The sequence below is a fragment of the Borreliella americana genome (genome assembly GCF_032595795.2).
GTDB classification, from domain to species: domain Bacteria; phylum Spirochaetota; class Spirochaetia; order Borreliales; family Borreliaceae; genus Borreliella; species Borreliella americana.
This window is the reverse complement of sequence record NZ_CP132449.1, coordinates 157,785-181,599: the sequence shown is the minus strand read 5'-3', so window position 1 is coordinate 181,599 and position 23,815 is coordinate 157,785. Positions and strand designations below refer to the sequence as shown.

At 27.3% G+C, this 23,815-nt stretch carries 23 protein-coding genes; 15 read left to right on the top strand and 8 right to left on the bottom strand.

All coding sequences use genetic code 11. From position 1 onward, the window contains the following. Positions 1 to 2: 2 nt before the first annotated feature. From mnmG to QIA00_RS00825, 9 genes are read left to right on the top strand one after another with little or no spacing between them, the layout of a single operon-like run. Positions 3 to 1,868, top strand: a complete 1,866-nt coding sequence (mnmG, locus tag QIA00_RS00865) for a tRNA uridine-5-carboxymethylaminomethyl(34) synthesis enzyme MnmG (RefSeq protein ID WP_316256934.1) — start codon at positions 3 to 5, stop codon at positions 1,866 to 1,868. Then, the gene (rsmG, locus tag QIA00_RS00860) at positions 1,865 to 2,491 is read left to right on the top strand and encodes a 16S rRNA (guanine(527)-N(7))-methyltransferase RsmG (protein ID WP_316256933.1); all 627 of its coding nucleotides are present in this window, start codon (positions 1,865 to 1,867) and stop codon (positions 2,489 to 2,491) included. Before mnmG ends, rsmG begins: the two co-directional genes overlap by 4 nt. Before the next feature lie 56 nt (positions 2,492 to 2,547). After that, positions 2,548 to 3,540 carry an AAA family ATPase gene (locus tag QIA00_RS00855; protein ID WP_316256931.1) on the top strand — a complete coding sequence of 331 codons (993 nt, stop codon included), beginning with the start codon at positions 2,548 to 2,550 and terminating at the stop codon, positions 3,538 to 3,540. 14 nt (positions 3,541 to 3,554) lie between these two features. After that, positions 3,555 to 4,430: a DUF58 domain-containing protein gene (locus tag QIA00_RS00850; protein ID WP_002656651.1), complete on the top strand. Its 876-nt coding sequence runs from the start codon at positions 3,555 to 3,557 to the stop codon at positions 4,428 to 4,430. Between the two features lie 3 nt (positions 4,431 to 4,433). Then, a complete protein-coding gene (locus QIA00_RS00845) occupies positions 4,434 to 5,339 on the top strand; it encodes a hypothetical protein (protein ID WP_316256930.1) in 906 nt (301 codons plus the stop codon). Continuing rightward, positions 5,326 to 6,327 (top strand): vWA domain-containing protein, encoded by a 1,002-nt coding sequence (locus QIA00_RS00840; protein WP_316256929.1) that lies wholly within the window; start codon positions 5,326 to 5,328, stop codon positions 6,325 to 6,327. The genes QIA00_RS00845 and QIA00_RS00840 overlap by 14 nt, the downstream gene beginning before the upstream one ends. Then, positions 6,324 to 7,310, top strand: coding sequence for a vWA domain-containing protein (locus QIA00_RS00835; protein WP_316256928.1), 987 nt, complete (start codon positions 6,324 to 6,326; stop codon positions 7,308 to 7,310). The genes QIA00_RS00840 and QIA00_RS00835 overlap by 4 nt, the downstream gene beginning before the upstream one ends. After that, positions 7,292 to 7,879, top strand: a complete 588-nt coding sequence (locus QIA00_RS00830) for a tetratricopeptide repeat protein (RefSeq protein ID WP_316256927.1) — start codon at positions 7,292 to 7,294, stop codon at positions 7,877 to 7,879. The genes QIA00_RS00835 and QIA00_RS00830 overlap by 19 nt, the downstream gene beginning before the upstream one ends. Further along, positions 7,873 to 9,876 carry an SH3 domain-containing protein gene (locus tag QIA00_RS00825; protein ID WP_316257649.1) on the top strand — a complete coding sequence of 668 codons (2,004 nt, stop codon included), beginning with the start codon at positions 7,873 to 7,875 and terminating at the stop codon, positions 9,874 to 9,876. Before QIA00_RS00830 ends, QIA00_RS00825 begins: the two co-directional genes overlap by 7 nt. Before the next feature lie 47 nt (positions 9,877 to 9,923). On the opposite strand, the gene infA is transcribed toward QIA00_RS00825, so the two are convergent. After that, positions 9,924 to 10,145: a translation initiation factor IF-1 gene (gene infA, locus QIA00_RS00820; RefSeq protein WP_006433515.1), complete on the bottom strand. Its 222-nt coding sequence runs from the start codon at positions 10,143 to 10,145 to the stop codon at positions 9,924 to 9,926. 165 nt (positions 10,146 to 10,310) lie between these two features. Here infA and QIA00_RS00815 point away from each other — a divergent pair, with 165 nt between their 5' ends. Continuing rightward, the gene (locus tag QIA00_RS00815; RefSeq protein WP_316256925.1) at positions 10,311 to 10,688 is read left to right on the top strand and encodes a TraR/DksA family transcriptional regulator; all 378 of its coding nucleotides are present in this window, start codon (positions 10,311 to 10,313) and stop codon (positions 10,686 to 10,688) included. Positions 10,689 to 10,699: 11 nt separating this feature from the next. Here QIA00_RS00815 and QIA00_RS00810 read toward each other — a convergent pair whose 3' ends face one another. Beyond that, positions 10,700 to 11,869, bottom strand: coding sequence for an OmpA family protein (locus QIA00_RS00810; RefSeq protein WP_316256923.1), 1,170 nt, complete (start codon positions 11,867 to 11,869; stop codon positions 10,700 to 10,702). A 140-nt stretch (positions 11,870 to 12,009) separates the two neighbouring features. Here QIA00_RS00810 and malQ point away from each other — a divergent pair, with 140 nt between their 5' ends. The 4 genes from malQ (at position 12,010) to QIA00_RS00790 (ending at position 18,338) form a co-directional block, all read left to right on the top strand. Next, positions 12,010 to 13,530 (top strand): 4-alpha-glucanotransferase, encoded by a 1,521-nt coding sequence (gene malQ / locus QIA00_RS00805; protein ID WP_316256922.1) that lies wholly within the window; start codon positions 12,010 to 12,012, stop codon positions 13,528 to 13,530. A gap of 120 nt (positions 13,531 to 13,650) precedes the next feature. Further along, positions 13,651 to 15,495 carry a putative glycoside hydrolase gene (locus QIA00_RS00800; protein ID WP_316256921.1) on the top strand — a complete coding sequence of 615 codons (1,845 nt, stop codon included), beginning with the start codon at positions 13,651 to 13,653 and terminating at the stop codon, positions 15,493 to 15,495. Between the two features lie 27 nt (positions 15,496 to 15,522). Next, complete coding sequence (locus tag QIA00_RS00795; RefSeq protein WP_316256920.1) at positions 15,523 to 16,509, top strand: calcium/sodium antiporter; 987 nt, start codon at positions 15,523 to 15,525, stop codon at positions 16,507 to 16,509. An 80-nt stretch (positions 16,510 to 16,589) separates the two neighbouring features. After that, complete coding sequence (locus QIA00_RS00790; RefSeq protein WP_316256919.1) at positions 16,590 to 18,338, top strand: hypothetical protein; 1,749 nt, start codon at positions 16,590 to 16,592, stop codon at positions 18,336 to 18,338. A gap of 26 nt (positions 18,339 to 18,364) precedes the next feature. Here QIA00_RS00790 and QIA00_RS00785 read toward each other — a convergent pair whose 3' ends face one another. Then, positions 18,365 to 18,532 (bottom strand): hypothetical protein, encoded by a 168-nt coding sequence (locus tag QIA00_RS00785; RefSeq protein WP_002657037.1) that lies wholly within the window; start codon positions 18,530 to 18,532, stop codon positions 18,365 to 18,367. A 76-nt stretch (positions 18,533 to 18,608) separates the two neighbouring features. On the opposite strand from QIA00_RS00785, the gene QIA00_RS00780 reads away from it, so the two are divergent. Then, positions 18,609 to 20,210: a hypothetical protein gene (locus tag QIA00_RS00780; RefSeq protein WP_316256918.1), complete on the top strand. Its 1,602-nt coding sequence runs from the start codon at positions 18,609 to 18,611 to the stop codon at positions 20,208 to 20,210. Here QIA00_RS00780 and alr read toward each other — a convergent pair. The 5 genes from alr to QIA00_RS00755 form a co-directional block, all read right to left on the bottom strand. Continuing rightward, positions 20,202 to 21,320: an alanine racemase gene (alr, locus tag QIA00_RS00775; protein ID WP_316257648.1), complete on the bottom strand. Its 1,119-nt coding sequence runs from the start codon at positions 21,318 to 21,320 to the stop codon at positions 20,202 to 20,204. The genes QIA00_RS00780 and alr overlap by 9 nt on opposite strands. Positions 21,321 to 21,366: 46 nt before the next feature. Then, on the bottom strand, positions 21,367 to 22,044 hold the full coding sequence (locus QIA00_RS00770) for a S2/P23 family protein (RefSeq protein WP_316256917.1): 678 nt from the start codon (positions 22,042 to 22,044) through the stop codon (positions 21,367 to 21,369). A gap of 23 nt (positions 22,045 to 22,067) precedes the next feature. Next, complete coding sequence (locus QIA00_RS00765; protein ID WP_316256916.1) at positions 22,068 to 22,784, bottom strand: S2/P23 family protein; 717 nt, start codon at positions 22,782 to 22,784, stop codon at positions 22,068 to 22,070. 154 nt (positions 22,785 to 22,938) lie between these two features. Next, positions 22,939 to 23,355, bottom strand: a complete 417-nt coding sequence (locus QIA00_RS00760; protein ID WP_316256915.1) for a hypothetical protein — start codon at positions 23,353 to 23,355, stop codon at positions 22,939 to 22,941. Positions 23,356 to 23,358: 3 nt separating this feature from the next. Continuing rightward, positions 23,359 to 23,787 (bottom strand): hypothetical protein, encoded by a 429-nt coding sequence (locus tag QIA00_RS00755; RefSeq protein ID WP_316256913.1) that lies wholly within the window; start codon positions 23,785 to 23,787, stop codon positions 23,359 to 23,361. Positions 23,788 to 23,815 lie beyond the last annotated feature (28 nt).

The window sequence follows — 23,815 nt, the reverse complement described above, 5'->3', positions numbered from 1 at the left end:
ATATGGATTTTGATGCAATTGTTATTGGAGGAGGACATGCGGGGATTGAAGCTGCTCTTGCTCTTTCAAGGTTGAATTTTAAAACTTTAATGATTACTCAAAATTTAGATACAATAGGCAAGCTTTCTTGTAATCCTGCTATTGGTGGGCTTGCTAAGGGCAATATGGTTAGAGAAATTGATGCTCTTGGTGGTGAAATGGGTCGTATTATTGACTTTAGCATGATTCAGTTTAGAGTTTTAAACAAAAGCCGTGGTCCTGCAGTTCAAGCTCCACGTGCTCAAGCTGATAAATTAATGTATCAAACCAAGGCCAAAGAAACTTTAGAGCGTCAAGACAATCTTGATCTTTTTCAAGATACAGTTGTTGATTTTCTTCTTAATTCTATGAGAAATGAAATTGAAGGTGTTGTTACAGAGAGAGGTAATAAGTTTAGGTCAAGCGTTGTGGTGCTTACAACAGGGACGTTTCTTAGAGGTAAAATATTTATTGGTGAGTATAGGGCCGATATGGGTAGACTTGCTGAATTTTCTTCTTATGGACTTGATAAAACTTTACTTGGTCTTGGATTTGAAATGGGTAGGCTTAAAACTGGTACTCCAGCAAGAATTCATAAAAAAAGTGTGGATTTTTCAAAGACGGAGGTTCAATTTGGAGATTCAGACATTATTCCTTTCTCTTTTTCAAATGGCAAGTTAGACAAATCTCAACTTTCATGTTATGTAACCTATACTAATAAAAAAACTCACGAAATAATTAGCAAAAATATGCACCTTTCACCCCTTTATTCTGGTGAGATTGTAGGTAATGGTCCAAGATATTGCCCTTCTATTGAGGATAAAATAGTAAAATTTAAAGATAAAGATAGGCATCAAATTTTTATTGAGCCTGAAGGGTTTAATACTGAAGAAATGTATCTTAATGGTCTTAGTTCTTCCTTGCCTGAAAATATTCAGCAAAAATTGATTAACAGTATTGAAGGCCTTGAGCATGCTGTTATTACAAGGCCCGGTTATGCTGTTGAGTATGATTATATAAATCCAATTGAACTTTACCCAAATCTTGAGAGTAAAAGAGTCAAAGGACTTTTTATAGCAGGCCAGACCAATGGCTCTTCAGGATATGAAGAAGCAGCAGCTCAAGGGTTAATGGCTGGAATTAATGCTGCTCTTAGGCTTCAAAATAAAAAGCCAATGATTTTAACAAGAACTAGCTCTTATATTGGAGTTCTTATTGACGATCTTGTTACCAAGGGCACTAAAGAACCCTATAGGATGTTTACCTCTAGAGCTGAGCACAGACTTAATTTAAGGCATGATACTAGTGACAAGCGCTTGATTAAGATTGGGTATGATCTTGGACTTGTTGATGAGGATAGGTATTCAAGATATCTTTTTAAAGAGAGGAGAGTTGAAGAGATAAAGGAGCTTTTAAAGCAAAGACGTCTTAGCTTAAAAGATGTTGTTGATGAACAATTAAAAAAACATATTAGTAAAGATTTTTACCATATTTTAAAAGATCCTTCTATTAGTTTGGATAATCTTATAAAGATTGATCCAAGTTTAAATGATTCAAAAGTAATTTTAGAGCAAGTTGAATTAGATGTTAAATATGAAGGTTATATTAATAGACAAAAAGATTTGATTAAAAGGCTTGATAATCTAGAGCTTGTCAAGCTACCATTTGATTTTAATTATGAGATTATTGAAGGCCTTTCAAGAGAAGCTAGAGAAAAATTTTCCAAGGTCCAACCAGCTACTCTTGCTCAAGCAAGTCGAATTCCTGGAATAAGAAGTACAGATATTACTGTTTTGTTAATATATTTTTCAAATCCTAAAAATAAGGTAGTTATAAATTTTTCTTTATGATAAGTGATATTGAATTTGCTTTCTCGGAATATAATTTTCAGTTTGCTTACAAAGATCTTCAGAAAATAAATTTATATATAAAGAGAATTTTACTTTTAAATACTAGATTTAATCTAATTTCAAATAGTAATAGCAATTTTAGCTCTATTCTTAATCTACACGTTATAGATTCTCTTTTAGGATTGTCTACTATTAAAGAGATTAATCCTTCTGAAGTTCTTGACGTTGGAAGTGGTGCTGGATTTCCGGGCATTATTTTGGCTATTTTTGATACTTCTAGAAAGTATTATCTTTTAGAGAGAAGTAAAAAAAAATCTACTTTTTTAAAAATGATAAAATTAGAACTTGATTTGGAAAATGTAAAAATTTTAGAATATGAGATTGAAAGAGAAAAAAGGAAGTATGAATTTATTACAATTCGAGCTTTTAGAAGTATGAATGAATACGCATTAATTTTAAAAAATCTTTTAAAGAGCGGAGGATTGATTATGGCATATAAGGGTAAATTTGATAGAATTAACCTTGAGGTTAATCAAATCAAAAATTTATTTAGTAAAATAGAAGTAAAGTCTTTAAATTCGAAATTAAGAGTAGATAGAAATTTGGTTTTGCTTTACAGATAATATTATTATCGTTTAAGTCCAATTTATCTTTTAGAGTGATTTTGACTAGGAGTATTATGAAGAGTAGTTTTCAGATAGATTCAGAAGTAGAAAATGCGTTACATTTGATAAATAAATTTAGAAGAGAGGTTGCAATCAGAGTTCTTGGTCAAAAAGAAATGATAGATGCTATTTTAATGGGGCTTTTAACAGATGGGCATGTTTTGCTTGAAGGGGTTCCGGGCCTTGCCAAGACCCTTGCAATTCAAACTGTATCTGATGTTCTTGATCTTGAATTTAAGCGTATACAGTTTACCCCAGATCTTTTGCCATCTGACCTTACTGGGAATATGGTTTATAAAAGTGCTACAGGCACTTTTAAGGTTAGAAAAGGGCCAGTATTCTCTAATGTTATTTTAGCAGATGAAATAAACAGGGCCCCCGCAAAAGTTCAGTCTGCTCTTCTTGAAGCTATGGGAGAAAGACAAGTAACTCTTGGGGACGAAACTCATAGACTTCCAGATCCGTTTTTTGTTCTTGCTACTCAAAATCCAATAGAGCAAGAAGGGACTTATAATTTGCCAGAATCCCAACTTGATAGATTTTTATTAAAAGTTAATGTTCATTATCCATCGGTGCAAGATGAAGTAAGGCTTTTGAAAATATTTTCAGTAGATGGGCGTCTTGAGAATATTAAAGTTGCAAAGGTGATGAATGCTTATTCTTTGGCTGACATTAAGAGAACAGTTAGCAGAGTAAAAGTTGATGATAAAATAATGCTTTACATTGTTACTTTAATCTCAGCATCTCGTGAGAGAGATAAGAAAACTTATCCGTTTGCTAAATATATTGAATTTGGAGCATCTCCTAGGGCTTCTCTTAGTTTGTTAAAGTGTGCGCGCGTTAATGCTCTTTATGAGGGGCGAATATTTGTTTTACCAGAAGATGTCAAAGCCGTTGCTTACGGGGTATTAAGGCACAGAATTACACCATCTTATGAGGCAGAGGTAGAGGAAATGAGTATTGATGATATTATTAGAATGCTTCTTTCCGCTGTAGCGCTTCCTTAGGAAATAATTTTGAGATGATACAAGATAATGAGATAAGTAGTAGTACTAAAACTAGGATAAAAGCTTTAAAGTTTTTTTCAAGGAAAATGCTTTCAGAGCTTAATTTTGGTGGTTATCGTTCAATTTTTAAAGGCCTTGGCCTTGAATTTCATGAATTTAGACCTTATGAGGATTCTGATGATGCTAGATTTATTGATTGGAATGTAAGTTCAAAAGCTGATAGCATTTTTTCAAAGGTTTTTAAAGAAGATAGGGGAATGAATCTTCACCTTCTTGTTGATAATTCACTTTCCATGAGCTTGGGAGACAAGGTAAATAAAAAGGATGTTCAGGATTTGTTGGTTTCTATTTTTGCACATATGGCATTTTTTAATAATGATAAAATAGGTGTTACTTTTTTTTCAAGTGGAACAGATAAGTTTATACCCTCTAGCAAAGGTCATTCACACTTGGGATTGATATTAAGTGAAACAATCAATAGAAATCTTAAGCCGGGTAGCAGCTTGGCTTATATTTTTAAAAATACGGCAGAATATTATAAAAAAAGATCTTTAGTTATAATTATTTCTGATTTTAAAGCTAATGCTTATTTTAAATCTTTAAATGTTTTGAGCAAGAGACACAATGTTATTGCTATAAGAATTTCAGATTTTTTTGATGAAAATTTTCCTAAAATTGGGACTTTGATTTGTGAAGATATTGAAACTGGAGAAAATTTTTTAGTTTCAGGGTTTAGCAAGTCAACATTAAGTGGTTATAAAAACTATTGGACGCTTGATAAAATAAAATGGAAAAAAGAATGTATTAAAAAAAATATTAGTTTTATTGAGATTGATACTAAAGAAGATGTTTTCAAAAAACTTAAAATTCTTCTTAAAAAGGGACAATAGATTTTGAAGAGAGCTATTTCAAATCTTTTTCTTTTTTTAACATTATCTTTGCATTCTTATGAAATAAAAAATGAAATATTTATGCCTACTCGTTATTATGTAGGTGATTCTGTTGATTTTAAAGTTTCATTAATTTTAAATGATGGTGAAGAGTTTTTCCCTGTAGATTTTAAAGATATTAATATTAAAGATGAATTTGTTGAAGTAAATTCAATTAGTTTTAATGACACAACAAATGAAATAATAGTTAATTTTGTTTCTTTTTATATTGGAAGCAGCTCTCTTCCTTCTATTTATATTGGGGATGTAATTAGTAATGGTAAGAAAAACAAGGTTATTCTAAAGAATATAAAAATCAATACAGATAAACTAGTATCTAATAATTCTGATTTTAAAATTAAAAATATAGAAAGCGTTTTATTTATTCCTGGAACAAGCACCTATTTGTTTTTATTCATTTTTGTTTTGTTTTTTATTCCTTATTTGATTATTAAGCTTTTAAAGCTTTTAAATCGGCTTTTGATTTGCTTGATAGTTAAGCACGGACTTAGAAAGCCTTACAAGGTATTGCAGAGACAGTTCGTTATTTTATCTAAATATGTTAAAGAGGATGGGGATCAAAGTGCATTTTATAATTTAATAAATTCTTCTTTAAGGGTTTATTTATCTAAAAAAACAGGTTTTGATTTTAATGCGATTACTACAACAGAAATTTCTATAATTTTGCAAGATCTTAAGGTTCCTTATGAGATTCGTTCAACTTTTATTAATACTTTAAGACTTTCTGATTTTAGTAAATTTAGTGGTGTTAATTTAGTATTTGATAGTTTGTCGTTTGTTTTAGAAGATTTAAGAGCTGCAGCATCAAATTTTGAAGAATTTAATAGGGGCGCTAATGTTAACATTTAATGAGCCTTTATATTTGTTTTTATTAGTAATTTTTCCTTTAATAATTTACTTTAATCATTTTTTTAGAAATAGAGGAGGCAAGATAAAGTTTCCAATATCGCTTTATGGTAATTTCAACTCTTTAAAACTTAAGAATTATAGATTAAATTTGATGTATTTTTTTACTTATTCTTTTTTATATTTAGCTGCAATGGTTATGGTGTTTGCTTTAGCAGGCCCCTCAGTTTCAAAAAAGAAGATGATACATCTTAGTGCTGGTGCTGACATTGTCATTGTTCTTGACATATCGCCTAGCATGGGGGCTGTTGAGTTTTCTTCTAAGAATAGACTTGAGTTTTCAAAAGAACTGATTAGAAGTTTTATTTCTCAACGTGAAAATGATAACATTGGTTTAGTAGCTTTTGCAAAAGATGCTTCAATAGTAGTGCCTATAACAACAGATAGGGAATTTTTTAATAAAAAGCTAGATGATATTTATATTATGGATCTTGGCAATGGCTCTGCTTTAGGACTAGGTATTTCTATTGCACTGTCTCATTTAAAGCATTCTGAGGCTCTTAAAAGATCAATAGTGGTTTTAACAGATGGAGTTGTTAATTCAGATGAGATTTATAAAGATCAAGTAATCAATCTTGCTCAAGGTTTAAATGTTAAGATTTATTCTATTGGTATTGGAAGTTCTGAGGAATTTAGCGTTGAGTTTAAATTAAGATCTGGAAAATTTTATCAAGGAAGTCTTAAAGAGGTTTATGATCCTAGTATGCTTGTTGAGATTTCAAATAAAACAGGGGGGCTTTTTTATTCGGTTAATGATGATTTTTCTTTTCAATTTGCAATTCAAGATTTTTCAAAAAAGGAAAATTTGGAGAGAAAAATTAAAATAGCTGTGGACAATAAAGATATTTATAAAGAATTTTTAGTTTTAGCGCTTTGCTTATTGCTTATTTATTTTATTTTTTCAAAAATTTTCTTAAAAGAGATACTATGAGTATAAATAATTATAGTGCTTTATACTTTTTTTTGATTTTATTATTTATTTTTTTTGTATGCGTGCTCGATTTTAGACGAAATATTTCGTTTTTCAAAACCTTAAGTTTTATGTATGGGGACAATTCCTATATTCAAAATTACTACATTAAAAAAATTCTCATGACAATGTTTTTTATTTTTAGCTTAATTTTTTTGATTTTATCTATTTTGGATATTTCTTGGGGGCAAAGAGCTGTTGAGGATGAGAGAAGTAAATTGAGAATTTCTTTTATTTTTGATATTTCTCGTAGCATGTTAAGTGTGGATGAAGGTAAAATTATTAATAGGCTTGAGATTGCTAAAAATATGATTAGTTTAATTTTAAGTAATTTTGAGAATGCAGAATATTCCCTTACTATTTTTAAAGGTAAGTCTATATTGGTTTTACCTTTTTCTAAGGATAAAAACAGTTTAAACAAGATGTTAAATTATATAGAGCCTGATTTAATAAGTTCCCCTGGGAGTTTTTTAGGAGATGCTGTTTTTAGCGTAATCTCTAATGTGCAGGATGACTCTTATTATAATTTTTTAGTTATTTTAACAGATGGCGATGATTGGGGGGAAAATAATTATTATAGGTTTTCTAAATTTGTCAATAATTTAAAATTGGAAAGTTTTGTGGTTGGGATTGGCGGGAGTAATCCCGTTTTATTTAATCAAAATTTAAGTATTAAAGATAAAAATGGAAATCTTATTAAAACCGTGATAAATGAAGAAAATTTACTTCTTCTTGCTTCTTTTCTTAAGGGATCATATTATAACCTATATTCAAAAGGGATTAACTTTGTTGTTAATGATATAAGAAATGGTATAATAAGAAGAACGTCAAACGATATTATACTTGTTGATGTATCAAGATATAAAATTTTTTTGGTTATTTCGTTGTTGTTTATTTTTATGTATTTATTTATCAGGATGATAAAGTGGGACGAAACTTTTTAGCGGTTTTATATTCTTGCTTTTTGTGTTTAGGTTTTTTGTCTTGTTCAAATGTTAAGTCCATGTCTTTAATGGCTATTGGCAATTATGAATATGTTAGGGGAAATTATCAAAATGCAATTTCAAATTATTATAATCTTGTAGAGGATAAAAAATATTCTGCTTGGGGATATTACAATCTTGGCGTTGTATATTATTCTTTAGGTGAATATGAAAGTTCTCTTAGAATATTTTCTTACGTAAAGAAGACCAATGATATTTTTTTAAATTTTAATGTCAATTATAACGAAGGAGTAATATACTATAATCAAGGACTGTATCATAAGGCCGAGATGGCTTTTAAGGAAGCTTTAAAGATTAATCCTGGCAGTTATAATGCTAAATATAATCTTGAACTTGCAATAATAAAAAAACGAACGATGCGTGATAGTTTGAATTCTTTAAGTGTAGAAAAAAGTAAAAATTTTGTTGAAAGTAATGAAAATTTTTTAAGGTATATTGAAAACCTTGAGAGGGTTGTATGGTTGAGAAAAATAGACGAGAATCTAGCTGTTCCAAAAGAAGATTGGTAATATTTTTTATTTATTTTTTTTCAATCGCAAAACTTTATTCGCTTACAGGTATTGATTTTGTTAAAAATATTAAAGTTTTAAAGGGCGATAAATTTATTCAGGTTGTAAGGCTTAACAATCCTTTGCAAGATATTGACATAAGTTTGCTAAAAGTTGAAATAAATAAAGAAGTTCAATCCAATTCCAATGTTTTATCAATATCTAGGATAACGGATAATAACCTGTCTTTTATTGAGATCAAGGTTGAGTATCTTTTTGAGAGTTTGGGATTTATTAAGATTCCTCCATTAAAAGTAATTTATAAGGATGATTTTTATCTATCTTCAGAAGTTGAAGTTAGCGTGCTAAGAGCTGATGAAATAAATTCTTTTGGTTTGCCGGTTGATTTATATTGGGATCTTGATAAAAAAGAAGTTTATGAATATCAAAGTATTGGGCTTGTTTTGCGCTCAAATTGGCTTTCAGATAGTAATTCTAATGAAATATCTGGATTTTTACCTGCTATTAAGGATGCAATGGTTGAGAAGATGCCTATATTTGGAGATATTAAATATAGAACTTTTCATAATAAAGAAATTTTAGATGTACCTTTTTATAACTTTGTGCTAACTCCTCTTAAAGACTCAAAAAATGTTTTGATTCCTAGTTTTTCTTTTAATATTGGTTTTGGTCTTATTAGGAATACCCCCGAGCTTTTATTAAAAGTCAAACCGATTCCTGGAGAGGTTAAATCTTTAGCAGTAGGAACTTTTAGAATTGATTATGAGACTCCAACTTATTCGACAATTGAGCAAGATATATTTACTATTTTAATAAAAATTACAGGTCAAGGGAATTTTCCACATTTTTACTTTCCAGAGATTGAAACCTATAATTCTAAAATTCTTAATAAAAAGAAAAATTATAGCTTTAAGCCTTCTAAAAATGGATATAAGGGTAGTATTTCTCAAATTTATACAGTTAAGCCTGACACCAAAGGTAGTGTATTTTTAAATATTGGTGATTTTAATTATTTAAATCCTGATAATGATACGGTTTATACGCTTAAAGGGAAAAAATTGAAGTATGAATATTTAGGAGAGTTTAACAATATAAATAAAATACAAAATAATGTAGATTCTGATTTTAAACTATTATCTTACTCCGATATTTTGAATTACAAAAATAAAACTTTTTTATTTTTTGTTTCATACTATTATTTACTTTTGATTCCAGGATTTTTATTATCCTTAGTTATTTTAATTAACTATAAAAAGTTTTTTGCAGCATCAAGTTTTGGACTGGTTATTTTAATATTGGCTGTTGGCATTAGTTTGAATGCTGTAAATGATGGTTTATTGTCAGAGAAAAATATAAATGATTTGATTGAAAACTATAATACTAAAAATTATGGTGCTGCGCTTATCAAGATTGATAATATTCTTAAAAAATATCCAAATTATTCAGGACTTTGGTTAAATAGAGCTCTTGTTTTAAGTAAAATGGATAGGGATTTTGATGCTATTTATTCGGCTTATAAGGCATTTTTGGCTTCTCCAAATAATGAAACCACTTATAAGGTTATTGATTTGATTGAAGCTAAAAATGGAATTACAGATAATGTTCGTAACAATAGTTTTATTTTTTCCAACATTTTTTTTATTATTAGCTTATTTTTGATTAATTTTTTAGTTGTATCTATTTCTTATAGATTTTTGGCAAAAAATTTGAAAAAAATAATTATATTTTTACTTTTTTCTGCGACTTGTTTTACTATGTTTGAAACATATTATTTTTATTATGAGCAACAATCTGAGGTAGGAATAATCAAGGGGGATTTAGTTTCTCTTTATAAAGTTCCTGACAATTTTTCAAGGAGTTGGAGATTTTTAAAAGGAAATGCAAGTGTTTATATTCTTGACAGCAAAGACGATTTTGTTCTTATTGAAACAAGTTATGGACTTCAGGGCTGGATTAACAAGAATTTTATTGTTTCCTTAAAAGATGATTTGATCTAAAAAATGAATATTTATAACACTTGAAAATTTTTCAAAAAGGTTTAATTTTATTTTTCCCTGTATACTATTCTGCCTTTTGTAAGATCATAAGGAGATAACTCAACTTTTACTTTATCACCGGGAACTATTTTTATGAAATGTTTTCGCATTTTGCCAGATAGATGTGCAAGTACAATGTGCTTGTTTTTAAGCTCTACTCTAAACATGGTATTTGGAAGGGATTCTTTTACAACTCCTTCAGTTTCAATAGCTTCTTCTTTAATATTCAAGACAACCTCCATAATTTTCTCTAATAGGATAAATTTTACATGATTAAACATATCATTTCAATTATTCTTTTTAAGAATAAAAGCATTATTTTTTGTTTACATTATAATAAATTGTGTATATAATTACACGAAGTTTTTTAAAAATGTAATTTATAGGGAGGTATCATGCAAAAAGCTGTTTCTGAGCATGAGTTTATTAAAGAGATCAAAAAATTTCTTTCAGCTGAAAAAAGAGAGATATTAGATTCTATTAAGTCTGTAGAAAATAGCAAAAAGGAAATAATTAATAATGACATGTATCCAAAGGATGTTGTCGATATTGCTTTTGATAATATGGATGGAAATAATCTTGAAGCGTTAGGTTTTGTTGAAAAGAGAAAGTTGAATTTAATAAATCAAGCTCTTTATAGAATTTCTCAAAATTCTTACGGTAAGTGTTTGGCTTGTGAAAAAGAGATTGCTAGGGAGAGACTTTTAGCTATTCCTTATGCTTTTTTATGTATTAGTTGTCAGACAAAAAAAGAAAAAAAGAATAAAAGATGATACATCTTAAGTTAGTTATTTAATATTGTAATTTCTACTCGCCTATTTTTAGCCTTTAATGGGGAAGATTTAGGATATTTTGGTTTTTGAGATCCCCATCCTTTAAATAGTATTTGGTCTTTGTCTTTTACTTTCATTTTTATTAAATAATTCCCAATTGCACGAGCTCTTTTTTCAGAGAGCTCATGCATTTCTTCTTCCAATCCAAATTGTTCAGTATGTCCTTCTATTAGTATGTTATTTTTTTTAAATTTTTCAAGAAGTTTGGCTATAAGGTCAATTTTTTTATATTCTTTTTGTAGTATTTGAAATGAGTTAGGATAAAATTCAATGTCAAAGCTTAAATTAATGCCCTTATTGTTTTTTTCAACGTCAATAGTTTTTATTTTATTTTCTCGGATGTAATTTTCAACTTCAGTTTCAATAAGATTATCATTTGGAAGCTCAATTGAAACTACTCTGCCAAGAGAGTTGCCAACCATTTTAAAATGTTGGTTGTTGTTCTGATTTATTTCAAATATATATTTATCGCTGTATTTATATGTATTGCCAATTTCATTATCGAAATAAATTTTTTGGTCTACTTTTTGATAGAAAGAGATGTTTTTTACATTGTATTGTGATTCGTAATTCGAAAGAATTATGTGGCAGTGCTTGCCATTGTATTCTTCTTTGCCTTTATATTCGTAGTTAACATTAAATTTTACAACGAAATCTTTTATATTTTTGTCTATTTTTGACGCTTCTATATATTCTTCTGCAGGATATGTCCATTTTTCATTTATTTTGATTGGTGTTTTTGGAAATCTTGGAATTCCTCTAACAGAGGGTCTTTTTTGATTTGCTCCTATTATGTATTCTCCTTGCTTATTTACGCTGAAGGTTTCTTCAAACTCTTCATTTAATAGGTAAGGTTCATTAATATTTTCTCTTTTTAAGATTCTAAAAAAAGCTTTAATGTTTGCAAAGTTTTCTTTTGTGTCTTTTATTTCACTTGAAATTTGAATATTAGTAGTAGAGCTTGAGTTATAATGCCCGTTGTAATATATTTCTTGATTATCTGTACCTTCTAATCTAAACTTAGATCCTTTAATGTATTTAAATTCAAAGGTTTCAGAAGAAAAAGCTAAGCTTTGAACTAAAAATAATAGCAACAATAGCATAGTAGCTTTAGTATTCATTAATAGATTTTATCATAAAAGTATTTAATTTTTAAATTTTTTTTAAAATTTCCATTTAATATGTTGTTCTGAGCTGATATTTATTATAATTTATAACACAGTGAGAATTTATTTAAATTATTAATTAATAGAGGTTTTATATGAAATATAAAAAAATAAGTATTAATTTAAACTTAAAAAGAAAAAGTGGTATTTTGCTTAACATAAGCTCTTTACCATCTAAATATGGCATTGGAGATTTAGGCAAAGGAGCTTATAAATTTATAGATTTTTTGTTTGCATCTTCTCAAAGTTATTGGCAAATGTTTGCTTATTCTCCTATTGATTTTACAAGATCTCCCCCTTATTCAATTTTTTCAGCTTTTGCTGGCAATGTTTATTATATTGATTTAGAATCCCTTGACAAATTTATAGATTCAGATTTGAGCCTTTTAAAGGAAAATGAAACCAGGTATTCTGATTTAAAAAAGTTAAGTTTTAAAGATAAATTTCTTAAAGAAGCTGCTTTAAATTTTATTAATAGAGCTTCGGCTGATGAGGTTAGAGGCTTTGAAAAATTTAAAAAAAAGTCTTCTTATTGGCTTTTAGATTTTGCAAGTTTTGTTGCATTTAAAGAATATTTTTTTAAAGACTCAAAGAATACTTTTAATGTTCTTTTTGATAGAGGAATTCTTAAAAGAAATGAAAAAGATTTATTTAAATTGAGAAATATCCTTTCAAAAGAGATTAAAGTGCAAGAGGTGTTGCAGTATTTCTTTTTTTCACAATTTCAAGCTTTAAAGCGCTATGCAAATGATAAGGGGATTGAGCTAGTTATTAACGTGCCTTTTTTTATAGCATATGATTCTGCTGATGTTTGGGCACATCAAAAATATTTTAAGCTAAGATTTGATGCAAGCAAAGATAAGGTCGCAGGAATTTCTCCAGATTATTTTTTAGAACAAGAGCAAGCTTGGGATAGTGTAGCTTATAGCTGGAATGTTTTAAAGAAATTTCAGTATGAATGGTGGGCAAAAAGGATTGGAGTTTTAAGAAAGTATGCAGATATAATTAAAATTGATCATTTCAGAGGTTTTGTTTCTACTTGGGAAGTTAGTGCGGGTGAGACTTATGCTTTTAATGGGTTGTGGGTAAAGTCACCAGGACGAGATTTTTTCAATTTTATTTTAAATGAAATTAAAGATTTAAAAATTTGGGTTGAAGATTTTGAAAATGATCTTGAAGATGTTTCAAGACTAAGAGATTTTTTTAATTTTCCAGGAATGAAAATAATGAAACTTGCCTTTGATTTTGATTCAGGTAATCAAAATCTTCCTCATAATTATATTAAAAATTGTATAGTTTACACAGGAAGTACTGATAATGATACAATACGAGAATTTGTTGCCTCTTTGGACGATTTGCATAAAAAGTACATTTTTGATTATTTAAATACAAATGAAAATTTTGTTGTTTGGGACATGATAAGAGGTGCTATGGGTAGTGTTTCTGATAATGTAATAGTGCCAATGCAAGATTATATTAATTTAGAAGACGAATTTAAGGCAAATATCCCAAAAAATACTTTAGATAATTGTATTTTTAGATTATTAGAAAGTGATTTAAATACTGCTTTGAGTCAAAATATAAGTTTTATTACAAGGCTTTATGGCAGGGCTTAAGATTTTTAAGAGCAAAGTTGTTCTAAAATTTAAGTATTTTTGAATTTAATTGAGTTCCAATTGTTCAAATAAAAATCACTATTATTTAATATTTTTTGATTTGCAAGTATCATTGTATTAATGTATATGAAAATTTTTGTCTATTGGATAGTTATTTTCTTCTTTTTTGTTTTTAAAGTTTTTAGTATATATTCATTAACCGATGAAGAATTTTTTAAAAAATATAGTTTATTTTTTGTTCATAAAGGATTTTTAAGTAAAAATGTTAATGGGAAAATAACCAAAGTTCAAGTTAATGGGGTAAATTCTAGGTGGGTTTACCCTTTTCATAAGCCTATTCCTAGTCGAATTACTTCTATTTATGAAGATGTTTATTCTTCGAATTCATTTTTGACTACAAGTAACAATCTTTACGTTTCTTATGATTATTCAAAAAATTTTAGAAAATTGGTGGGAATTGATAAATTTAATAGCAGTGCGTATATTACATCTAGCGCCTTTTCTCAAGGAGAGTATAAGCGTATTGCTATTGGAACCGCGATTCATGGCATTTATCTTAGTGTTAATGGAGCTATTAGTTTTAAAAATTTAAATCGTTTAATTCCGCAGATTTATTTAGGTGCAGGGTATTACGATATTATTAGTGCTATTGAATTTTCAAAAGAAGAGACAAATAATTTATATTTTTCTTCTGGAGTTTATGGAGATATTTTTTTAATTAGTCAAAAAAGTGGATTTATTAAAAAAATTTCTTTTCCCTTTAAAAAGCAAATAATACGTATTTTAGACTTATCTAGCAAGAATTTAGAAAAAATTTTAGTCAGAACGTATGACAATCATTTTTATTCTTATATTAATGGGCAATGGGCATTTATTGGAAAATTATCTTTGCAGGATCAGGATTTTTTTGAAAAATCACAAAGGATGCAGCTTGCTAAAAATAAAGGATCTATTTATTTAACAGCATATACATTGCGTAATAAGAGGGCAGTTGATGAAAGATTTAAATTTATTAAAGATTCTGGTATGAATGCCGTTGTAATTGATTTTAAAGATGATAATGGTAATTTGACTTATTCTAGCAAGCTTTCTTTGCCCAATAAGTTGAAATCTGTTAAAAACTTAATTAATGTTCCTTATATTCTTAAAAAAGCCAAAGAGCTTGGAATTTATGTTATTGCTAGATGTGTTGTATTTAAAGATGCAAAATTATATTACTATGATAATTTTAAGCACGCTCTTTGGAATAAAAGAACCAATAAACCTTGGGCCCATTTTGTTAAAAAAGTTGATTCTAGTGGTCTTGTGAATTATGTACAAGTAGAGCATTGGGTAGATATTTTTTCTCCTGCTACTTGGGAGTACAATATTTCTATTGCAAGAGAAATTCAATCTTTTGGAGTTGACGAGATACAGTTTGATTATATTAGATTCCCATCAGATGGGCCTGTTTCTCTTGCAATCTCAAGAATAAATAAGTATGAGATGCAACCCGTTGATGCTCTTGAATCTTTTTTAATTATGGCAAGAGAACAGCTTTATGTTCCTATTTCTGTTGATATTTATGGGTATAATGGCTGGTTTCCTACTAATAGTATTGGGCAAAATATTTCAATGTTATCAGATTATGTTGACGTTATATCTCCTATGTTTTATCCTTCGCATTATACTGATGATTTTTTGCCAAGTAATTTTTATTATACAAAAAGAGCTTATAGAATTTATAAAGAGGGAAGTGATAGAGCGCTTGCTTTTTCTTTAGATAGGGTTGTTATTAGGCCTTATGTTCAATCTTTTTTATTGGGAAAAGAAAGATTTGTGGATGACGAGATTTATTTGAAGTATTTAAAGTTTCAGCTTAAAGGAATCAAGGAGTCATTTGGTAGTGGCTTTAGTCTTTGGAATGCGTCCAATGTTTATTATATGATTAAAGGCAGTCTAAAAGAATATTTAGATTCTTTTTAATTGTTGTTTCTTGTAAAGGAGATTCATTTGGAACATTTAATTCAATTTTTTTACGTAGGATTTGGAATTTTTTTATTGTATCTTGGTGGTGATTTACTTTTAAAAAGTTCAGTTAGCATTGCTACTTATTTGAAAGTTCCAACGCTTTTAATAGGAGTTACAATAGTATCTTTTTCAACAAGTGCTCCAGAGCTTTTTACAAGTTTGGTGGCAGCTTTTAAGGGTAAAAACGAAATTGTTGTTTCCAATGTTATTGGTAGCAATATTATTAATATGTTGCTTGCTCTGCCTTTAGCAGGATTCTTTTTAAAGATTAAGGCAGATTTTAAAAGACTTAAGCTTTCTTTTATGTTTCTATTTTTATTAATGTTTCTTCTTTTGTTGCTTTCATTTGATTTTAGATCTTACTCTTTTTTTGTAACACCTTATAATCGTTTTAGCTCATTGAGTATCTTAATTTTGTTTTTATCCTATCTATTACTTTTTTATAAAGAAGAAAAAACGCATGCCAGCTTGGAAAATTCTTTTCAAGAGGGTGTAAGTAATTTAAATCAGAGTTTTAACTTTATATTTTTAAATTTATTAAGTTTTGTTATTAGTATGTATTTTCTTTATTTGGGGTCGAAATTATTGGTAGATGGAGCTCTTTACATTGCCAACAATGTTTTTAACGTTAGTGAAAAGTTGATTGGGATTATGCTTGTAGCTTTTGGTACAAGTGTTCCTGAGCTTGTTGTATCTCTTTTTGCAATAATTAGAAAAGAATCAGACATTGCCTTTGGCAACATTATTGGTAGTAATATTTTTAATATTGGGTTTATTTTAGCTAGTAGTAGTTTTTTTAGGCCTATCTTGTTGCAAGATATTTATATTTTAGATTTTGGTATAATGGTATTTATAACTTTCGTTTTATTTTTAGTGGTTAAATTTAAAGGTATTTTTAGCAGAGGCATTTCTTTAATTTTTTTGCTTTTATATCTTTTATATAATTTAATGTTATTTAATTTTTATTGATTATTTGAACTTAATTTTGACTTATTGATATATTTTTAATGTAATATGCTTTATTATTTAGATATAATATAAGGGAAAATATGAAAAAATTACCAGAAATTTTTTATATGAGTAGTAAAGAAGTAGATATTTTGATTTCTCAACTAGGAATATCTTCTGATACCCAAAAGTCAATTTTGAAAATTATTTTATCTTATAAAAAGGAATCTATAGATTATTCTTCTTTTATAGAAGAGCATTCTGTAAGAATACGAGGTTTAAAAGGAGAGCTTGATTTTTTATTTCGCAAACTTTATGAAGTTAAAAGGGGAATAGTTACCAATAAAATAGCAGCCGATGGAGAATTTTTGCCAGACAGCATAATTTTGACCGATGAGGCCAGTTATGATTTTTATTATTATTCTATTGATGATTTATTTTTGAAAACTTATATAGGAATAGAGCTTTTTAGTTCTTTGCTTACTGTTAAGAATATAGAATCCAGTTTGTTAGTTTTTCAGAATGAATTTATAACTATTTCAGATTTAGATATTAACTATAAATTTTTTGAAACAAAATCTCAATTGAAAGAAATATTAGTTTGGAAATCATTGATAATTCCATCAAGCAGGGCTTTATATTTCATTGAGTTTGTTAAAAAAATATTTTTTAATATTGCTTCTAACAATGTTGTAAAAGATGTTTTCGTTAGAATAAAAGGATTAAAGCTTATTGATTATGAGAAAACTTTAGAAGAGGGCAAGAATATTATTGGTGCTATTTCCAAGATTCTCTCTGGCATAATTGAAATCAAAGATGAAGTTCTTGGTAAGAAAGGAATTACTTTCTCAAAAAATTATTTTGTTTTTTTGGAGTTTCTTAATCTTTTTATTAAAAATGAAAAAGACTTAGAGGAGCTTAAGGCTATAGAAGCTATTAAAATTGATGAATCTTTAAAAGCAATTGAAAAGACTTTAGAGTTTAAAAAAGGTTCAATTAACACAGAAGAGTTTTTGGGGATTTTAAAAGTTTATTCTGAAGGGCTAAACGATCCTAAAAATTTTTTGTTAGTTGCTAATATGTACTTTTTTGAATCTAAAATTCATGATATTTTGCCAAAAATATTTCAAGTACAAGAAAATTTTTATTTGTACAAGCCTTTTGCATATGAGTTTTTTCTAGAAGAATATGAAAAGGTTTTGCGATTTCTTAATAGTGAATTGAAGGCTAGTATATTTAAAATTCTTAGTTTTGGAGATGATTCTTCTTCTATTTTCACAGAAGAAGGCTTAGAAGAAGTTCTCAGTAGGTTGGTATCTAGATATATTATGAATGAGTATTGCTTAAAAAATAAAGTTAAGTTTCTTGACCTTATTGTTTCTCATTACAGGAGAATTTGCAAAACACAAAGTGTTCAGGCTCATCTTAAAGATTTGATTAAAGTTGAAGCAGCAAAATATTTTAAGAATAGTAATGAACTTTTGCCCTTATATAAAATATATAAACTTGATTTGTACTCAATTTTGAATGCTGCTTATAAAGAATTAAGTTTATTTAAAAGAATTGTTTTGTTTTTAACAGGCAAGCATCAAAGCTATAAAGAGGCTTTATCTAGATTGGATTTTAGGGCTGGTTTGAATAAAGGTGGAAGCGGTCTTTTTGATTCCAATGAAAGAGTTAAAAGACAATTGGAAAAAATTAGAAAACAAAGAGAGGAAATAAAAGAACAAGTTAGGAATTCTTTCCCCAAAAAAGGCACAGCGTCTAAGCAAGTAGCAAATAAGAGCTATACAAAACAAGAGCAAGATGAAGCCTGGGTCAAATTTAGTGATAGGATACAAAAAAAATAGCGTTTATAAGTAAGTGGATTTATTTGTTAAAATAAATCCCTTGGTTTTCTTGCTGTATTTTTTGACGTTTGACATTCTGCATAATGCTTTATTTTCCCATTTTCAAATTTTGATTTCATTATAATTTTTCCTCCCCATCGACTTATTAGTTCTTTTGAACCCACTCTTTGAGCGTTTTTAGAAATTTTAGCCATTTTAAAGCTCCCTTTGATAGATTTATTGTATAATAAAATCTATCAAAATAGAATTGATTTATCAAGGAATTTATTCATGTTATTTATAATATTTTTTATTAGTGCTTCTCTTTTTTCAAAAGAAGTTTACTATAGGTTTGCAGATTATTCTGTTAATTACAGTATAGTGGGTAAATATGAGATTACAAAAGAAGAGTCTGAGGAAGAGTACGGATATAAATTTACTTATGATCGAAACAATAATCTTATTTTAGTTGATTATATTGGTAAGCTTAGTATTTTAATGCCTTCTTTTTTTAATGCAAACCAAATTAAAATAGAAAGATCCAAGCGCAGTGAAAGGCGAATATTTCTAAATAGGGGGCTTGCTTTTAAAAACAATAATGGCGTTTATATTGAGCATATAGAATATATGAGTGATGGCAGGATTAAAAATATTTTTAATTATAATAGATCTAATGGAATGGTTAGAGATAAGTATGGTGTTTCTTATTATCATTTTTTATACGACAATGAAAGAGAGTTTAATGTTTACAGATTTAATGAATCAGGGATTCAAATCAAAGATTTAAATAATGTGTATTTTACGAAAATCAGCTATGATCATACTAAATTTGTTAAAACGGTTTTGTATTATGATGAGAATGGTTATATTGTAAGATCAAAAAATGGTACTTGTGGTTTTAGATTAACTTATGATACTAATCATAATCTTATTAAAGAGGAATATCTTGACAAATCGGCTTATGTCGTTTCAAATCCATTTTCTGTAGCTACTAAAATATATCACTATGATGTTGATGGAAAAGTTATTGAGATTTTAAATTATGATATTAATAATAACTTGACTCCTGATGAAAATAATGTAGCAATTTATCGTTATGAATATTATTTAAAAGATAAAGATTGCTATTACAAGGAATATAATTATGACAATAATAATAATTTAACAATCAGTCAAAATGGATATGCCATGAAGAAGACTATTTTTTATATTCAAAATAATGAAAAAAGGATAATAAATTACAGTAATAAGATCAATAAAAACTATAATAGAGATATTCCGACTGTTTATGAGGAAAAGTATGAAATAATGGATAATTTTAAAGGCATTGCTATTTATAGTTATAAATATGATGATAATTTTTATTTAATAGAAAATATTTTTTTTGATAAAAATTTTAATTTAATAGCCGATTTTAAAGGTGTGATGATTTATAGATACTCTTACGACAAAGAAGGATTTTTGATTGCTCAAGAACATTTTGGTGGAGATTTTGTTAATCCAATAGATGATTTTGAAGGAGTTTCAAAGTATAAATTTAGTTACGATTCTAATGGCAATATGATTTCAAAGAAAAATTATTCTAAGGATGGGGTTTTGGCTTCTGATTGTAATTTTGTTTTTGAGTATTTATATGAATATGATAAACAAAATAGGCTTATTTCCCAAAAAAATTTTGGTAGCTTAGGACAATTGCAAGACGATATTCATGGAGTTAGTGTTTATAAATATGAATACAATAAATTTGGGAAAATATCAAAGCAATCTAATCATGGTCCAGATTTGAGATTAAGAGATGATGTTGGGGGATTTTCAATTTATAAGTGGATTTATGATTCTAGAGGCAATTTAATAGATTTCCAAAAATTTGATTCTTTGGGCAATTTAATCTAAGTATTTTTTTTTCTCGTATTTTCCTATATTACATAATAATTCATAATAACTTCTTTTGGAAAATTTACTCATTTCATCTATACTTAATTTTTCTGATACAATTTCTACTTTTGAACCCGTTTTAACTTTTAGGTCTTTAGGAATTTCCACTATTGTTAAATTCATGCAAACTTTTCCTCTTATTTTACATTTTTTATTGTTTATTAAAAAATAAAAATCATTACTTATATTTTGAGGTATTCCATCAAAATATCCGATTGGAATAATTCCTATTTTTATATCTTCTTTGGCTTGAAATATACCTGAATATGAAATTTTTTCACCTTTTTTTACATTTTTGATAAATATTACTTTTGAAAATAAACTTAATACAGGCTTAAAATTTAAAGCAGGTTTTTTGTTTTTTAGCGATTGACAATAACCGTAAAGAATAAGACCAGGTCTTACCATATTGAATTGTGGACTTATTTTGTAGTTAATAATGTGTCCTGAATTAGAAATATGAACAAACTTGGGATGAATATTTTTTTGTTTTAGAGTTTCTAAAAAAAATAAGAATTGCTCTATTTGTTTTTGCGTGGTTTTAAAGTTTTCTGTTGATGGGAGATGTGAGCATATCCCTTCTAGTTCTAAAAATTCTGAATTTTGAATATATGTGGCTATTTCAAGAGCATCACCTATTTTTATTCCATATCTATTCATTCCAATATCAATTTTTAAGTGGACTTTTATTTTATTTTTTTGCAATGCGCATTCTTTTTCTATTAAAAATAGATATTCAAAATCAGCAACAAATGGTACTAAATCAAGTTTAATTAAATTTTTAATTTCTTTTTGATCCACTTTAATGTACATCAATATTTTTATATTTTTATCAATTTTTTTAAGTGTTTTAGCGTCTTCAATATTAGAAAGTCCAAAATAATTTATTTTTTTTGATTTTAAAAATTTAAAGATGTTTATAAGCCCATGACCATATGCGTCACCTTTTAGGGTGGCCACTATTTCTTTTTCGCCAATTTTATTTTTAATTAAATTTAAGTTATGTTCTAAATTATTTAAATTTATTATTATTGTTTTGTTACTACCCATTGTTTTATTATTATATATTTAGCGTCTTTAGAGAAGTAAAAATCTTTTTCTATTAATTTGTAGTTTATTCCATAACTACGGGTATTGGGAATTTGTTTATTTGATTGTTTTTAAAATGTAATCTCAATTTTTTTTGAAAATCATTATATATTTTAGGGTTAATTCTAATTTTGTATATTTTAGTTTCTTTATTTATATTATTTTCTACTGTTATTGCTGCTAAAATATAATACCAGTTGTTATCTTTGTAATATTCTGCAATTGTTTTTGAAAGAGATTCAGTTCTTAATGTGCCAAATGAATAAGCATCTTTTGCGAGCTCTTTTTTTGATTGCTGTTTTCCACTAGTAAGATTACTTAGTCGATTAATAAAATTGCCTTTATCTGGACTTAAAAATTCTAATTTTGTGATTTTGTATTTCTTGGAAGCTTCTTTTGATAGATCAAATGAAATAATAGCAGAAGATCCAATTTTTGAAAATACATTTATAAATGAATAACTAATTCCATCAAGTTCTTTTATTGGATCTCCATTTAAATCTACTAATTCTATGTAAGGTTGGCTGATGGCTACATCAACAGATGTAAGTAAAAAACTTTGTTTTAGTTTTTTAATTTCTGTTTTTATATTTTCTTTTACAATATAATTTTCATTTTCGAAGATATTAATTTTGTTTTCAGAAAAAATATTTTTAGCTAAAGAAAGAATTATCATGGTTAAAATAAATTTTTTAATGCTCATAAGATGTTTCCTTTTACTTGTATTTATATATCTTCAAATAAATCTCCAGCTATGTCTTTTAATATAGAATTTTCTTTTAGTACTTCTTTTAAAAATTTAATAATTAATTTTGAATTAAGAGAAATTTTATAAATTTTAGTTTCTTTAGTAAGTTTATTTTTGACAGTTAAATCTGCAAGCATATAATTCCAATGACCATTTTTATATGTTAATTTAAAGGCATTTTTTATTTCATCGCTCATCAATATTCCAAATGGGTATGCAGTAATATATCCTTCTTCTTGTGAATTTTCAACAGCCAGAAGCGAATTTTTAAGTTCCAGATTGGAACCAGCTGTTACAAATTTAACATCTTCAATTTCATATTCATCATCTCCATTTTTAGTTGTTTCAAAAAGTATTAATAATGACGCGTAATAACTATATTTATCATCCATTTTTATAGGAGATATTATATAAGAATATCCAAATTTGTTTTTAAATTCTGGTATTTCTTTTCCATCTTCGCCTAAGATTTTCATTGCCTTTGTTTTTATCCAAGTTACGTCATGATTTCCGGTTATGATTGGCAATTTTTTATTTGAAATTTTGCCTGATATTAAATGCAATTTTTCATCGCCTATTGGTTTTCCAGTTTCGTTTTCTTGCTGTACAGATTGTGGTTTTTTAAAAAAAGCGCAACTCAATATTAATATGGGCAGTATTATTAGTCTTAAATGTTTATATGTTCTAAATATCATTATACCTTCTTCCTTTATACCATTTAAAGCCCTTTTTGAGGTGGTAATTAAATTTACATTAAATCATAGTAATAATATAGAATGCTTATATCAAAGTCAATGAACTTTTGGTTTTATTAAAAATTGCATCTTTATTTTTAATCATTTCAACATTTTACAATAAAGGTATTTCTGCTGCTAAAAAATGAATTATTCCTATAACAATTGATATAATGCCAATTAGTTGTTGATTGCTTTCAAGTATTGATTTGAATTTTCCATATTTTTTATTATTTTGAACTTCTGTAGGTAATTTTTGGTTTAAAAACAAGATAAATCCAATTAAAAATAAACTTATAGCTGGAATCAAATTTCCAATTATTGGCAATTTGTAGGGCTTGATTATTTCAAGGGTGCTGGTTATTAAAAATAATAATCCAAAAATGCTTTTTACCTTTTTATTGTCGTTTATTAAATTTACAAAATCTTCAAAAATTTTGAAAAAGCTTATTTTTTCTATTAATATTGGAAATGCAAGTATTATTCCCCCTAAGATGTTAAGTGAAACAGACATGAAGTATATTTGTATCATATTTTATCCTCTAGGCTTTATTCTTTTGCTATAAAAGACATTATTATTGCCATTACTTTTTAATATTATACTTAATAAACTTTCATTTTGATAGATTATATTAGCATATGTTGTAAAGTTTTTGCTACTTATATAAAGCATGTTACTTTCAATTAATTTACTGTCCAGATAAATATCTAGCTTGGCTTTTCCCAGGTTAGAAGTTTTTTTTGTTTTTATGTTTATTTTTAGCGACAATTTGTTTTTGTCTTGCTTGTAGCTTATTATCATTTTGATATTATTTTTATTATTTTCGTGATTTTGAATTCTGGGAATTAATAAAATTTTAAAAAATAAAAGAATTACAACAAAGATTATTCCAATAATGATATGTTTTTTTATTTTTTTTTGGTATTCAATTTCTAGTTGTTGATTGCAATTAATCTTTTTCATTGTATTTGCAAATTCAACCTTCTTATAA

Bases quoted from the DNA above. Each gene is read 5' to 3' on its own strand.
- mnmG (WP_316256934.1), top strand. From the start codon at position 3: ATGGATTTTGATGCAATTGTTATTGGAGGAGGACATGCGGGGATTGAA.
- rsmG (WP_316256933.1), top strand. From the start codon at position 1,865: ATGATAAGTGATATTGAATTTGCTTTCTCGGAATATAATTTTCAGTTT.
- QIA00_RS00855 (WP_316256931.1), top strand. From the start codon at position 2,548: ATGAAGAGTAGTTTTCAGATAGATTCAGAAGTAGAAAATGCGTTACAT.
- QIA00_RS00850 (WP_002656651.1), top strand. From the start codon at position 3,555: ATGATACAAGATAATGAGATAAGTAGTAGTACTAAAACTAGGATAAAA.
- QIA00_RS00840 (WP_316256929.1), top strand. From the start codon at position 5,326: ATGTTAACATTTAATGAGCCTTTATATTTGTTTTTATTAGTAATTTTT.
- QIA00_RS00835 (WP_316256928.1), top strand. From the start codon at position 6,324: ATGAGTATAAATAATTATAGTGCTTTATACTTTTTTTTGATTTTATTA.
- QIA00_RS00815 (WP_316256925.1), top strand. From the start codon at position 10,311: ATGCAAAAAGCTGTTTCTGAGCATGAGTTTATTAAAGAGATCAAAAAA.
- QIA00_RS00810 (WP_316256923.1), bottom strand. From the start codon at position 11,869: ATGAATACTAAAGCTACTATGCTATTGTTGCTATTATTTTTAGTTCAA.
- malQ (WP_316256922.1), top strand. From the start codon at position 12,010: ATGAAATATAAAAAAATAAGTATTAATTTAAACTTAAAAAGAAAAAGT.
- QIA00_RS00800 (WP_316256921.1), top strand. From the start codon at position 13,651: ATGTATATGAAAATTTTTGTCTATTGGATAGTTATTTTCTTCTTTTTT.
- QIA00_RS00790 (WP_316256919.1), top strand. From the start codon at position 16,590: ATGAAAAAATTACCAGAAATTTTTTATATGAGTAGTAAAGAAGTAGAT.
- QIA00_RS00785 (WP_002657037.1), bottom strand. From the start codon at position 18,532: ATGGCTAAAATTTCTAAAAACGCTCAAAGAGTGGGTTCAAAAGAACTA.
- QIA00_RS00780 (WP_316256918.1), top strand. From the start codon at position 18,609: ATGTTATTTATAATATTTTTTATTAGTGCTTCTCTTTTTTCAAAAGAA.
- QIA00_RS00770 (WP_316256917.1), bottom strand. From the start codon at position 22,044: ATGAGCATTAAAAAATTTATTTTAACCATGATAATTCTTTCTTTAGCT.
- QIA00_RS00765 (WP_316256916.1), bottom strand. From the start codon at position 22,784: ATGATATTTAGAACATATAAACATTTAAGACTAATAATACTGCCCATA.
- QIA00_RS00760 (WP_316256915.1), bottom strand. From the start codon at position 23,355: ATGATACAAATATACTTCATGTCTGTTTCACTTAACATCTTAGGGGGA.
- QIA00_RS00755 (WP_316256913.1), bottom strand. From the start codon at position 23,787: ATGAAAAAGATTAATTGCAATCAACAACTAGAAATTGAATACCAAAAA.